We start from the raw sequence: 13,172 nt of genomic DNA on the forward strand, positions 1-13,172 counted from the left end.
CGAACGAGGAGCACCGCCGTGGCACAAACGTTCCCCAACCCGTTCGAGATCCCCACTCCGCCCGGGGCCGACGGCTGGGAGTCGATGTACAACTGGTACCACCTGTTCGGCGAGGACCGACGGACGGCGGACGAAAAGAAGTTCTGGTTCCAGGACGCTCTGCACCATCCCTACGTGATCCATCCTTACGACGAGATCCAATGTGAGTGTTGGTGGCAGGCGCTGGGCGCGATGAACACCCGGATCTTCGCGCTCCCCCGGCCTTCGGGCTTGAGCAGCGGATCCTCAACGGCCGGCTGTTTGTGACCCCGGTGCCGGCGCCGCCCGAGCAGATCGCCGAGCGCGCCGAGGCCTTCGCCGCGCGCGCCGGTTACTACTACCAGAACTGGGATGCGATCTACGCCGAGTGGAAGGCCAAGGTCCTCGACCGGCTCGACCTCGTCAAGGGGCTGCGGTTCGATCCGCTGCCCGACCGGGAACCGCTGGAGACCGTCACCGGGCACGTCGGTCACTCTGCGGGTTTCCGCTGGGAGCGAGACTTCTCGCTGATGGTCTCGACGATGTACGAGATCTACCAGTGGCACTTCGAGCTGCTCAACATCGGTTATGCCGCCTACCTGACCTTCTTCGAGTTCTGCAAGACCGCCTTCCCCGGCATCGGTGACAAGTCCATCTCCCAGATGGTCGGTGGTCTGCACGTCGAGCTCTACCGACCGGACGACGAGCTCAAGCGTCTGGCCAAGGAAGCAGTGCGACTCGAGGTCGGCGAGATCATCCTCGGTTCCGACGACCTCACCACGGTTCTGGACGAGCTACGTCGCACCGCGGGGGGCACGGCGTGGGCCGAGGACTGGGAGCGGACTCGCGACCCGTGGTTCCACATCAACACCGACCCGGGCCACCCCGGCGGCAGCCACCGCTTCGGCACCTGGGACGACCACCTCGACATCCCGTTCGGCTCCGTGCAGGAGTACATCCGGCGGCTCAGCAAGGAGGAGGTGATCGACCGACCGACCGCCGAGGTGCTGGCCGACCGGGAGCGGATCGCGCAGGAGTACCGCGATCTGTTGAGCCCGGACGACGTCGCCAGCTTCGACGACATGCTGGCGTTGGCGCGCAAGGTATTCGTCTACATCGAGGAGCACGTGCTCTACATCGAGCACTGGCTGTGGGCCGCCTTCTGGAAGAAGTCGAAGGAACTCGCCCGCTCGCTGGTCAGCATGGGGGTGCTGGCGGACGAGGAGGACCTGTTCATGCTGCGGCGCACCGAGGTCGCCGAGCTGATCTTCGACACCGTAGCCGCCTGGTCCACCGGAGCCCCTGGCCGTGGGCGGGCCTATTTCGGACCCATCATCGAACAGCGCCGTGCAGTGTTCTCCGTGCTCGAGGCCTGGGAGCCGCCGCCGGCACTCGGTCCGCCACCCACGGAGGTCAACGAGCCCTTGACGATCATGCTGTGGGGCATCACGACGTCGTCGGTGCTCGGCTGGCTGGAGGACCAGGACAGCGACGACAACGCGACCATCCTGCGCGGGGTCGCCGGTTCAGGGGGAGTGGTCGAAGGCCCGGTCCGCATCGTGCGGTCCGCGACAGAGCTGGCTGAGGTGCAGCCCGGCGACGTCTTGGTGTGCCCGGCCACCTCGCCGGCCTGGGCACCGGCCTTCTCCCGAGTCGTGGCCACCGTCAGCGATGTCGGCGGGATCATGAGTCACACGGCCATCGTCTGCCGGGAGTACGGCCTGCCCGCCGTGGTGGGAACCGGTCGCGCCGTGGCGACGCTACGTAACGGCCAGCGCGTCCGGGTCGATGGTGACGCGGGCGTGGTCACCGTCCTCGACTGAGCGGACAGCGACCGGATGAGTACCTATGGGCGCGGGGACGACCCGTCGCCGACCCGGGAGCAGCGTCGTCGCGCGCTCCGGCGGGCAGCTGCGGCTCGTTCCCGCATAGAAGCGGTCGGTCTGCAGCTGACCACGGTGGTGCTGGACCTGGGCGGGGTGGTCGTGCCCACCCTGTTCGAGGTGGTGCGGGACCCCGACTTCCCCAGTGGTCCGTTCGGCGGGGACCCGCGGTACGTCGACGTCGAGCGCGGGCGTATCCAAGAGCGAGAGTACTGGGCGGAGCTGAGCCGGGGCCGGCCGGACCTCGACATCGGTGAGTACATGCGCAACCGGTTGTTCGTCCGGGAGGAGATCCGCGAGATGCTCGCCCAGTTGGGCGGGCGGGTGCGGGTGGCGGCTCTGACAAACGACATGACGCACTGGTTCGGCCCGAGCTGGCCGCAACGGTTCCCGGAGTTCGAGAAGTTCGACCGCCTGCTCGAGGCCTCGCGGTCGGGTGGGCTCAAGCCAGATCCGTTTGTGTTCCGCTGGGCACTCGAACACCTCGGCGAGCTTCCCGGCGCACTGCCTGTTCGTCGATGACCTGCCCTCGAACCTCAAGGGCGCGGCCGCGGTGGGGATGCACACGGAGCACTTCGACGTGACCGATCCGGCTGGTTCGGTCGCCCGGGTGCTCGATCGATTCGGACTCGGAACCTCGCCGTCGGCACCGCGTGTCTTCAGTACCCCCGGAACGGAGATTGACATGGGTGAGAAGTTCGATCTGCATACTCGGCTGTCGGAGCTGGGACTGGACTTGCCGCCCCTGCGCCCCAAGGCCGGCAATTACCTCGGCTACGTCGAGACGGGCGAGCTGCTGTTCCTGGCAGGCCAAGGGGCCGATGGCTGGATCGGCCGCGTCGGAGCCGACCTCGGCCTCGAGCAGGCCCGCACCGCGGCGCGGGACTGCATGCTCAACCTCCTCGCTCAGGCCGACGACGCGCTCGGCGGGGACTGGTCACGGCTCGTGACGGCAGTCAAGGTGCTCGGCTTCGTCGCCTGCACCGAGGAGTTCACGCAGTCACCCGCGGTGCTCGACGGCGCCTCGGACCTCCTCGTCGAGGTACTGGGCAGTCGCGGCCGGCACGGCCGTTCGGCCATCGGGGTCCAGTCGCTGCCGCTGGGATTCGCCGTCGAGATCGAGATGATCCTCGCGGTTCGGCCCCGTCCGGCAGGCGCATGACGAGCGACGCTCGCCTCGACCAGCTCGTCGAAGTTTGGCGATATGTGGCGACGCGGCCAGATGCCCCCCAGGCTTCCCGTCGGCATGACCACACTGGTGGGCGCCGCGACCCTACGATGGCCCCGTTCGACCCGCAATCAAGGTGGGGAGACATCCCGGCCCCAGCCGAGCCCCGCAGTTGTCTCCACAGAACCGCCCGATCCTGCCCGATGCTTGGCGCCGAGGGTCTATGCGCCGGTTCGGCGTTGCAGTAGCTCGATGTGACTGGCGTGGGATCATTCGTGGTGCGAAACGGAGTGAACGAGGGTGGCGGCATCTCGCTCGTGGTGGCTCGCGCGCAACTATTGTTGCAGGTAGTGGTCCTATGAGGGGGAACACCGCCCTCGTTTAATCCGTGGGTTCAGGGTTCAAGGCCCCTGCAGGCCACCGAGGTTGACCAGGACGGACAAGTAGCCCGCTCGCTACCTCAGTCCCTCAGCTGGTGGCGTGGCTTCGACTGCGCCTTGTCGGAACTCCGGTGGGCGACGCGTATGGGCGTGGCATCCTTCCCGGGCGGCTTCTGATGACACGGATCCCCCCTGTTAGCCCGCTGCCACAAGCCCAGGAGTAGAAGATCATGGCGTTCGCCTGTCCCGCCTGCGAACAGACGACCGTGGACCTCGTCGAGATCACCGACGACGCCCAGACCCGGCTTCGGTGCCGCAGCTGCAGGCACGACTGGCTGCACAGCCGCCAGCCCGAACCGGTGCCCGCCAGCTCGCGGGGCGCTTCACCGGCACGGCACTCCCGCCTGTCGCGTGATCAGGCTAAGGCGCAATTCCCCACCGAGGACGACCTCACCGACGCCGTCCGAACGCGGGTCGCCGAGCTCAAGCGCCGCTTCCTAGTCCGCCAGCCCGAGGCAGACCCGGCAGTGGCGCCCTACTGGCGCCGCTACCAGCACATCTTCTCCGCCGAGGGGCTGCCCACGGCACACCCGGCCGACCTCAAGGCCTTCGCCAACAACCGGATCGGAGCCAACCCGGGCAACATGTCGGTGTTCAACGACGCCTGGAACAAGCTCGGCTCCCACGAGGCGGCCGACCGGGTCCGGAGCGCAGTCGAGTACCTCTTGCGCGGAACCCGCGAACCCCACATCGAGGACCGGATGCAGACGCTAATCGACCCTCGCAGCCCGGTCGGCGTGACCGGGTTCCGCGAAAGCCTGCTCACCCGGGTGCTGTGCATCGTCCAGCCCGACCGTTTCCTGCCGATCCTGACCTACACCAGCCCTGCCGGCGGAAAGCGGGAGATCGCCGCCGCTGTCTTCGGGCTCGAACTACCCGCGCCCCAGACCACATCCATGACCACCGGGCGGCTCGCCTTCTGGAGCAACGATCTGCTCCTGCGCCTCTGCGGGACCGGCTTCGCCGATGTCGCCCACGCCTCGCAGTTCCTGTGGTGGGCTAAGGACGAGCCCTCCAAGCCCTGACCCGTGACGGCGGTTCCTCGCCCCGGGTGGAGGGTTGTGGATGACCGGGACGCTAGCCTGATCAGGCCTTCTGGATCATCGCCACATCGGGGCCTCCGATCCGCCAGGAGCGATGGCGCCGGGGTTGCGCTTGTCGGCGCCGCCAGCTGAGGCGTGACACGGGTTGTGACACGAGCTGGAGTCGTTCCGCGGCGTCTGGAGTGGCTGGAGAGGTCGGCCCCGTGCCGGTTGTTGCCGGTAGAGGACGTTGTGTATATGGACGTGCCGTCTTGTAAGCGGTAGGTCGTCGGTTCGATCCCAGTCTCCGCGCGTGTCACCGCGCTTTATCTCTCACTGGTCCTGGGAGAGGACGAGGGTGCTGTAGGGGGGCAGGGCGATGTTGGCCGAGCAGGGCATGTTGTCCCGGGGCGTCCCATTGGCGCTGGTGTCAAGTACCGGGAGAGCGCCGAAGTCCGGGTCGTAGCCGGCCCAGTCGGTGTTGAGGCGGACGTGCCACTGCCCGGCGCGTGGTAGGCCGATCGGGTAGGTGGGCCAGGTGTGGTTGGCGAGGTTGGCGAGGACGACGACGTCGTCGCGGGGTCCGCCGTTGGCCCAGCGGTGGTAGGCGATCGCTTTGTCGGTGTCGTTGAGGTGGTGGACGTTGAGGTGGGGTCCGCGGAGCCCGGCGGTGGTGTAGCGGGAGTTACGGCGCAGCGCGATGAGATCGCGGAAGAGCGTGACGTGCCCGGCGCGGGCTGCTTCGTCGGTCCAGTCGAGCGGGGTGTCGTCGTGCCATGACCGGATCTCCAGCCATTCCTGGCCTTGGAAGAGCATGGGGATGCCGGGTGTGGTGAGGGTCAGGGCGGCGCCCAGGATCGCTCGTTTGCGGGCATACCAGGAGCGCGGGTCGCTGGGGTCGGCGAGCGTGGGTAGGCGCGATCCGCCGTTGCGCTGCGCGACCTCGTCGTGTGACTCGACGTAGACGGTGCGAGCGATCCAGCCACCTTCGCCAGGGCCGCGGAGCGCGGCGGCGACGGCGGGGATGCTGCGGTCCTCGTCGCGGGGTTGGGCGAGGACCGCGCGCAGGGTGTCGACGAACTGGTCGTCCCACTGGGTGTCGAAGCCGAGACCGCCCTGGTCGATTGGGCGGGTCACCCACGGGTTGCGGTGGAGGTCCTCGGCCATCATCAGCTTCCAGGGCTGTTCGCCGCCGGTCTCGCTGAGGATCCAGCGCAGCAGCCCGACGCCGTCCGCAAGCGGGGGCCAGCCCGAGTCGACCCCGGTGATGTAGGGGGTCATGTCGAAGCGGAGCCCGTCGGCGCGGTAGTCGTGGAGCCACATGCGGGCGTTGTCGCGCAGGTACTGGCGGACCTCGGGTCGGCCGTAGTCCGGGCGGGTCTCGCCCCACGGGGTCGTATAGCGGGCGCGGTCGTAGATGTAGATGCCGTTCGGGTGGTCGTCGTCGTGCCAGCCGTCGAAGAGGTAGACGGCGGAGTCGTTCACGCCGAAGTGGTTGTAGACGACGTCGACGAGGACGGCGATGTCGTGGTCGTGAGCGGCCCGGACGAACGCCCGGAAGGCGTCGGGGCCGCCGAAGTCGGTCTCCACGGTGAAGATCGACGAGCTGTTGTAGCCCCAGGACGACTCGCCGGGGAACTCCGCGGGCGGCAGCACGAGCACCGCCGTGACGCCCAGCCCGGCCAGGTACGGCAGCTTCGCCGACACCTCTTGCAGGCCCCGGCCCGGCCCGCGGTCAAACGTCCCGACGTGCAGCTCGTAGACGACGAGGTCGTCCCACCCCCGCATGGTGAAGCCCTCGCCCCAGTCGAAGGCCGGCTGGTAGACCACGCAGTCGCCGTTGGAGTTGCGCATCTCGCGCGCGTAGGGGTCGGTGCGCCACAGGGTCTCGCCCGAGAAGCCGGTGAGGACGAACCGGTAGGGCTGGCCGACGGCGGCGCCTAGCACGTCCCCGGACCAGTAGCCGCCGCCGTCGTGCTCGAGTGCGACGGCCCCGGCTTCCCATCCGGTGAACTCGCCGGCGACCCGCACGGCTCGGGCGAAGGGCGCCCACACGCGGAACGTCACCCCGCCGGGATAGGGGATGGCGCCCATCCCTGGCCGCGAGCCGGTCATGCCCGAAGCCCGATCGCATAGTTGAACTCGGGGCGGTGGCGCGCAGCTGGGCGGCGTCGGCGAGCACGCGGTGCGGTGTCAGTAGCTCGGCTGTGCGTCCGTGCCGCGCCGCCTCGTCGGGCGTTGCACTGCGGCTGGCCTCGGTACTCTTGGCCGCCCTTGGTCTCTGGGGAGCAGGCGTTGCCCGCGGGCAGGCGGATGATCTGCGGTCGCATGAGGGTGATGTGCTCGTCGAGGAAGGGACGCTTGCTCCGGACCGTCTCGTCGAGGTTCTCCAGGTTGAGTGTGGCGATTCGCACCGTTGTCACCGATCCAGCCATTCGACGTGGGGCGCGCTCCGTCCCGGTCCAGGGCCCATCGGCTCCGTGCCCCGGACCCGACGGATCCGGCTGCGAAGTGGTGTCCCCGGTGACGGCCGCGACACCGCTTCACCTCGTCACCCTGGATGGCGGGCGCCGCCTCATCAACCGGCGGTCGGGCCCTCCGGAGCCGCTTGCCGCACCCCGTCCTGGCCGCCCAGCCCACGATGATGACCTCGGCGGTGTGTCGGATCCGTGTCTTGATCCACGCCCGTGACCGGCGCCCGGCTGATAAACGGAGCCGACCCTCTTGGCGACCACGCTTTTCCCTCTGCTCGCGGGCGGCCGCCATCACCAGCTCGCCGACGGTGTAGGTGAACATCGGCGAGAGCTGCAGTCCGAGCGCGTCCAAGCCCCACCCGGCCAGCATGGGTTGGGGGCGGTGATCTGTCGCGGCGCGACAAACGGGTGGCACCGCCGTTGTCGGCTCCGCCGATCGCACCACGTCGGCGGCCACCGATTAGGTACCAGTCCGCGCGGCCGAGCACTTGGGGACCGGCGGGACCGTCGCCCGCGCCGTCGCGACCGGGATCTCGGCGAGCAGCCAGTCCGGCGGCCGGCCGGGCGGTATCCGTGTCGCGGGTATCCGGGTACCGAGGAAGTTGATCGTCGTCTCGTCGCCGGCCCCGGTCGGATCGTGGGTGATCCACCGGACCTTGCGCGACTCCGGCCAGAGCCAGTGCGGCAGCCGCCCCGGCCGCTGGTCCGTGCAGTTGAGCCGCCCCTTCCCGGTGCGGTGGCAGAAGTCCATGCCGTGCACGCCACCGGGATCGCGGCATGCTGTCGTGTCGATCTGCAGGGTCCTGGCGAGGTGCCGGGCGATGCCCTCCACCGAGGCGCCGCCAGCGTTGAACAGATCCCAGTAGGGATCGGAGGTGTCGAACGTGTGGGTCGGCGCGCCGGCGAAGCACCCCCAGACGTGCATAAGCGCCCCCGGGAGCAGCTGCGCCCTGATCTCGGCCAGCTTCGTGGACGTGAGGGCGTCGGAGAAGAACCCGGACATGAGCCCGGCGTCCCACAGCAGCGCGAGCAGCCGCTTCCGCCCCGGTTGCGCGAACCATCCGCTGGTCTGGCGGCCGAGGAAGTTGATGATCGTCTGCCGCGACGCGGTCGCGACCGGGTTGTGGTAGCCGAAGTACAGCCCGCCGCCTGCGCCGTGCCCGACGTAGTGGATCTGCCGGATCTTCTCCCCGGGCGCGCGCAGCGTGTTGACGAACGTGTCCTTGTGCCAGGCGCAGACGACGTCGACGGAGTCACCCGGGAACCGCTGCTTGAGGTGCAGCTGCAGGGTGTGCGCGGTGAGGAGGAACGAGTTGTCGCGCTCGACGGTCCCGGTCGGCTCGGGCGCGCCGGAGAAGCCGTAGAAGACGAGGTCCCGCGCCATGCCCGCTCACCGCCCCGGGGCGGCGGCGAAGGCGGCGGAGGAACCGCGCGAGGGGGTAGCGTCCGGTGTGGTCATCTCCGGGCTCATCTCGTGGACGTCAGCCCGGCGCCCGCAGGCACCAGTCGGCCGGTGATCAGCGCACCGACCTCCCGATCGGTCGTCTTCTTCGAATCGGCCCAGAGGTATCCGTCGGAGATGTGATCGAACCACATGTCGAACTCCAGGGTGCTGCGACGCTTCGCCGTGCTGTAGAGCTCGAACTGCGACTGGAGCATGCCGGTCCACTCCGCGCGGAATCGGGCATCGATCTCGTCCAACGCCCCGTTTACCTCGGTGCTCCGCAGCTTCTTGACGAGGGCTGTCATCGAGTCCTCGAGCGCCTTCTTCTCGCTCAGGAACTGCTCGATCTCGGTCCTCTTCCCGTCGTAGGTGATCGTCTTGCCCTCCCTCGCCGACGTCTCGTTCTCGGCGTCGTCGAGCTTGATGGAACCGGGGTACTCCATGACCCAGGGAATGCCGCGGATGAGGACCTCGTTGCGGGCGGTCCACGTGGACCTGATGGAACCGAAGGTGAAGCCTTGCGCGCCACCCACCGTGACGTCGATCGACAGCCGCTTGGCGAGCCGCCGCGCCAGCCCCTTGTGCAGGCCGAGCCCCGCCCGGCAGGAGAGCAGGACGATGACGATCTTCTTGCCCTTCCGGAGCCTGCCGAGGTTCCCGTCGCCGGTCAGAATGTCGACGAGCCGGTCCAGCCCCTTCGGCGCGTCGGGCCCCATGGCGTAGAGCCCGTGAGCGGTGCCGTGGGCCGCGATTAAGATCACATCCGAGTCTCGGAGACCGGAGAAGTCGAGCGGGACCAGCGGCTCCTGGACCTGCAGCGCGTGGACGCGAGCGTGCGGCTTGCCGACACCCTGCACGCGCAACGTGGAGAGGACCTTGAGCAACGCGTAGTCGTTGTGGACGGGCGGCCACGTGCGTTGGGGATCTTCCGCCTGCCACTCCTCGTCGATCTTCTTGCTGGGCACGGCCACGGCGACGTATCGCGTCGTTGAGATGGCGTCGATCACAGGACGGGCCCCGCCCTGCCGGCGTTCCCGGCGGTGGGCATCGATCTCGGCGAGGGCCGCACGGCCCTTCGCCGTACGATCCCCGAAGTAGGTCCACCGCGCCCACGAGCCGCGGATATCGACGTGGCCGTAGGTGTCGGCGATGCCCACGCCGATGTCCGTACCGCAGGCGTCGATCGCCGCCTTGGCGACCTGCATCCCGGACATCCCGGCGATGCGCACGTCGGCGGCCTGCCCGCTGGAGTGCCGGCTCCGGGTCGGCATGCGCCGGTAGCGCTTCGTGTAGAGGGCCTCGTTATAGCGGTAGGGCCGGTAGCCCGAGGTGACCGACACGGCCTTGCCGACGTGGTCGCGCAGCTTCTGCAGACACGCGACGAGGGCGGGATCGATCCGGGCCCGGTCGAACCTTTCCCCGCCGCTTCGGGCGAGCTCGCCGACGGTGAAGCTCTCCGACAGCCGGGTCGAGCGGTGCGGCCCGCTCGTGTCCAGGACCGGGTTGCCCGTGGCCCACGGGTCGTGATGGTCCTCGCCTGGTCCGGTCGGGGCCGACACCACGCGCAGGGTCGCACCGCTCGGGAACGTCACGGCCGTCCCCGACTCCTCCGCGATGGGCGTCGCGCCCGACTCCCGGTCGGCGAGGAACGCCTCCGCCTCCCCCTGCTCCACCTCGCCGGACTCGGCGCCCCCGGTCTCGCCCTCGCCGCTGCCCTCCGCCTCGTCCTCTCCGGTGAACCCGACCTCCCACTCGCCCCCGTCCTCGTCCTCGCCCCCGAACTCGCCGTCCGCCTCGTCCTCGGCCTCGGTGTCCTCGCCCGCCTCCTTCCGCCGGCGCCCCCGGTCGAGGTCGCTCACCTCGATGCCCACGCCCGGCAGCTTGCCGTCCGCACCGGTCTCCCGGCCGGGGCCGGCCACCTCGGTGGCCTCGAACGCTGCGGACAGGGCCTCGTACGCCGCGGTCGCTGCGACCAGCTCGGGGTCCTCCCGGGAGTCCTTCTGGGAGTCGACGTACTCGGCGGCGGCCGCGTCGTCGGCCTCCTGCTCCGCCCCCTCGTCCCCGCGGACGGCGCCGGGGCCGGGCGCTGCGGGGCCGCCTGGCGTCCCGGATGAGGGCGATGAGGGCGGCGGGATGCGCACGGGCGCGCCACGGTAGGTCCAGTGCCATGGCTCCCTCTCGTACGGGTAGAACCCGAAGCGGCGCGCGTTGGCCACGAGCCACCTGTGGAACCATGCCCGTCGCCCGATCGCGCCGAGGCCCTCCCCGGCCGCGCCGGTGCCGAAGTCGATCGCCAGTCCGTCCTGGTGGTTGCTGTAGCCCGGGGCGGCGATCCACCCCGCGACCTCGGCCGCCATCGCCGCGACGGCCCGCGGGCCGTAGTCGCCAGCCCGGAGCCGACCCTGGCGCACCATCTGCTCGTAGTAGTGCGGGAACCCGCCCGAGCGCCCCTTGCCCTGCCAGATGGCGAACTGCTGCGTCGCGGGCCGATACGCGCTCACGACCCCGATCCGCACCCGGGCGGCGAGGCCATCGGCGGTGAGCGCCGCCCGCGCGGCGGCGAGCAGCGCGCGTGCCTCCATCGCGGTGTCCTTGCGCGCACGATGCGCGCCGGTGATCACGTCGAGCGCGTCGTCGGGCAGGTCGGCGGTAAACCTCGCCCCGGCGGCCGTGGACCGCTGTACGTGCGCGTCGTAGACCGCGCGCATGAACGCGAGCTTCTCCGCCGACGCGCCGGGCCACTCCAGGGCGCTCGAGGGGATCGCGGTGCTCTCGCCTTCGGTGATCTCCCACTCACCGGGTGTCGCCCCCAGGTCGACCGCGCCGACGAGGTGACCCGCCGGTTCCACCTCCGCGGCGAACGTTGCGGGCCCGACGAACGGGCTCTCGTCGTCCCAGCCGGGCGCGGCCGCGACCGTGGCCGCCGGGACGGCGGCGAGTGCCTCCCAGGCCCAGGGCGTCTCCTCGTCCCCCGTGCGAACCTCGCTACGGGGCGGTCGCCGGAGGGCCGTTGCTCGACGCGCACGGTGGCGGCCGTTCAGCGGCCGGGCGCGAGGGCGGTGGCGCGGGACGGGACGGCGACCTCCTTGGCCTTGATGTCGCGGTCAGTCGCGATCGACCACTGTGTGATGATCGTCATCATGTCGTCGCGGGTCGTGTTGGGTGTGCCCGGGGGCTGCGCGTAGAGCGTCTGTGCGCCGCTGGGGGTGTTGAACACGCCCCGCTCCAGCGAGATGAGGATGCGGGAGAGCGGCTCGGCCATCAGAAAGAAGCTCTCCGACTTCACGTGCGCGGGCACCCCGACCCGTTCGCCCATCTTGCGCAGCCGCTCCTCGGGGCTAGTGGCCTCGGCCTTGAGGTCGACCACGATCGGGGAGTTGAACTCCAGCGTGAGGTGCACGAACTCCGCCCGGGCCACCAGGAAGAACTCCTCGCGAGACAGGTTCCCGTTCCGCCTGCGCACCCCCAGCATGTCGCACAGCTGCTGGGACAGGTTGGCGATGCCGGTGTCGTCGGTGGAGTTGGGGCCGCTGGTGTTGGTGAAGTTCTCGATGCCCCGCCACACCTCGCGAAGCCACGCGACGAACGTCGGGACGAAGTCGACATTGGCCGCCTTCGCCTTGACCTGTGGGCTCAGCCCGTCCTTGCCGACGTGGTTGAGCAGCATCGCGAACATCCGGAAGTACGCGTTCTGCGCGGTCGTGTCGATGTTGGGGCGGATCCAGCTGGTCAGCGAATGGATCAGGTACGGGGGCGTGTCCTTGAAGAACAGGTCCTCGACGGCGCGCAGCCAGTGCTGACCGGCCACCGAGGGCACGTCCAGCGCCTCGTCGTGCAGGTACTCGTGCAGCACCCGACGGACGATCTCCAGCACGCGCGTGTTCTCGATCATGTACGCGTAGATCAGGTGGTGCCAGGCGGCGCTCTGGTTGACGACGACGCCGCGGGCCACCAGGGGGTAGATGTCGGTGAGGACCTGGCGGAGGTCGTCGCCGAGGAACGAGTCGAGCTGCGGCTGGATCGGGACGGGCAGGCGCAGGCTCGGGCGCTGGGCGGGGCCGACGGGCGACGCGAACCAGGCCTCGTCGAGGAACCGCGCCAGCTGCAGCGGGTGCTTCTCGAACACCTGCATGGCCGCGTTCTGCAGGTCGGCCGCCGAAGGGCTCCCGATGGTGGCGATCGCCTGCTCCTGATACCACCTGGCGAGTTGCCGGTACATGCTGCTCCCTGGGCTCGGGTCGTCGGGGATCAGGCGCCGATGGACTTGCCGGACTTCAGCGTGGCGTCCCCCGGCGTTGGAGGCGGCGGGCCGCCGCTGACGGTGAACTTGTCCTTGCTGGCGCCGGCACCCTGCGCGGTCAGGACGGTGAGCCTGCCGGTCGCGGCCCCTGGCGGGACGGCGACGGTCAGCGACCCGTCGCCGTTGAGCGTCGGCGTATCCGAGCGGGCGCCGCTGAAGTGCACCGCGATCGGGGTGCCGAACCGCTCGCCGACGATCGTCACGTTCGTGCCGACCGGCCCGCTGGTCGGGTTGAAGCGGGTGACCACCGGGCCCGGAGGGGTGAGCCCCGGGCCCGCGAGATGGTCCTTCAGGAACCCGTGCTCGGCGATGATCGCCTTCTGGTCGTCGGTAAATTCCCGCACACCGGTGCGCAGCCCCTCCAGCGCCCGGATTAGGTGCGGCACCCAGGCCGGCTCCTGCCCGTCATAGTCGGTCATCGTG

General features: G+C 69.7%; 10 protein-coding genes. 5 read left to right on the plus strand and 5 right to left on the minus strand.

What is annotated here, in order from left to right; genetic code table 11:
* The first annotated feature begins 18 nt into the window (after window positions 1-18).
* The 5 genes from WBK50_RS08140 (at window position 19) to WBK50_RS08160 (ending at window position 4,534) form a co-directional block, all read left to right on the plus strand.
* Window positions 19-306 (plus strand): hypothetical protein, encoded by a 288-nt coding sequence (locus WBK50_RS08140; protein WP_341334999.1) that lies wholly within the window; start codon window positions 19-21, stop codon window positions 304-306.
* On the plus strand, window positions 303-1,841 hold the full coding sequence (locus WBK50_RS08145) for a PEP-utilizing enzyme (RefSeq protein ID WP_341335000.1): 1,539 nt from the start codon (window positions 303-305) through the stop codon (window positions 1,839-1,841). Before WBK50_RS08140 ends, WBK50_RS08145 begins: the two co-directional genes overlap by 4 nt.
* Before the next feature lie 15 nt (window positions 1,842-1,856).
* On the plus strand, window positions 1,857-2,423 hold the full coding sequence (locus tag WBK50_RS08150; RefSeq protein WP_341335001.1) for a hypothetical protein: 567 nt from the start codon (window positions 1,857-1,859) through the stop codon (window positions 2,421-2,423).
* A 163-nt stretch (window positions 2,424-2,586) separates the two neighbouring features.
* Window positions 2,587-3,063, plus strand: a complete 477-nt coding sequence (locus WBK50_RS08155) for a RidA family protein (protein ID WP_341335002.1) — start codon at window positions 2,587-2,589, stop codon at window positions 3,061-3,063.
* Window positions 3,064-3,679: 616 nt separating this feature from the next.
* Window positions 3,680-4,534: a hypothetical protein gene (locus tag WBK50_RS08160; RefSeq protein ID WP_341335003.1), complete on the plus strand. Its 855-nt coding sequence runs from the start codon at window positions 3,680-3,682 to the stop codon at window positions 4,532-4,534.
* A 330-nt stretch (window positions 4,535-4,864) separates the two neighbouring features.
* Here the strand turns inward: WBK50_RS08160 and WBK50_RS08165 are convergent, their stop codons facing one another.
* The 5 genes from WBK50_RS08165 to WBK50_RS08185 form a co-directional block, all read right to left on the minus strand.
* Window positions 4,865-6,646, minus strand: coding sequence for an alpha-amylase family glycosyl hydrolase (locus tag WBK50_RS08165; RefSeq protein WP_341335004.1), 1,782 nt, complete (start codon window positions 6,644-6,646; stop codon window positions 4,865-4,867).
* Between the two features lie 819 nt (window positions 6,647-7,465).
* Complete coding sequence (locus tag WBK50_RS08170; protein ID WP_341335005.1) at window positions 7,466-8,389, minus strand: hypothetical protein; 924 nt, start codon at window positions 8,387-8,389, stop codon at window positions 7,466-7,468.
* Between the two features lie 83 nt (window positions 8,390-8,472).
* A complete protein-coding gene (locus tag WBK50_RS08175) occupies window positions 8,473-11,298 on the minus strand; it encodes a D-alanyl-D-alanine carboxypeptidase family protein (protein WP_341335006.1) in 2,826 nt (941 codons plus the stop codon).
* A gap of 188 nt (window positions 11,299-11,486) precedes the next feature.
* Window positions 11,487-12,668 (minus strand): hypothetical protein, encoded by a 1,182-nt coding sequence (locus tag WBK50_RS08180; protein ID WP_341335007.1) that lies wholly within the window; start codon window positions 12,666-12,668, stop codon window positions 11,487-11,489.
* A 29-nt stretch (window positions 12,669-12,697) separates the two neighbouring features.
* Window positions 12,698-13,168: an IPT/TIG domain-containing protein gene (locus WBK50_RS08185; RefSeq protein WP_341335008.1), complete on the minus strand. Its 471-nt coding sequence runs from the start codon at window positions 13,166-13,168 to the stop codon at window positions 12,698-12,700.
* Window positions 13,169-13,172: the final 4 nt, after the last annotated feature.

The sequence above is a fragment of the Pseudonocardia sp. T1-2H genome (assembly GCF_038039215.1).
Classification (GTDB): Bacteria; Actinomycetota; Actinomycetes; order Mycobacteriales; family Pseudonocardiaceae; genus Pseudonocardia.

What these genes read in the sequence shown, in the direction of transcription:
- WBK50_RS08150 (WP_341335001.1), top strand. Translation starts at nt 1,857, where the DNA reads ATGAGTACCTATGGGCGCGGGGACGACCCGTCGCCGACCCGGGAGCAG.
- WBK50_RS08155 (WP_341335002.1), top strand. Translation starts at nt 2,587, where the DNA reads ATGGGTGAGAAGTTCGATCTGCATACTCGGCTGTCGGAGCTGGGACTG.
- WBK50_RS08160 (WP_341335003.1), top strand. Translation starts at nt 3,680, where the DNA reads ATGGCGTTCGCCTGTCCCGCCTGCGAACAGACGACCGTGGACCTCGTC.
- WBK50_RS08165 (WP_341335004.1), bottom strand. Translation starts at nt 6,646, where the DNA reads ATGACCGGCTCGCGGCCAGGGATGGGCGCCATCCCCTATCCCGGCGGG.
- WBK50_RS08170 (WP_341335005.1), bottom strand. Translation starts at nt 8,389, where the DNA reads ATGGCGCGGGACCTCGTCTTCTACGGCTTCTCCGGCGCGCCCGAGCCG.
- WBK50_RS08180 (WP_341335007.1), bottom strand. Translation starts at nt 12,668, where the DNA reads ATGTACCGGCAACTCGCCAGGTGGTATCAGGAGCAGGCGATCGCCACC.
- WBK50_RS08185 (WP_341335008.1), bottom strand. Translation starts at nt 13,168, where the DNA reads ATGACCGACTATGACGGGCAGGAGCCGGCCTGGGTGCCGCACCTAATC.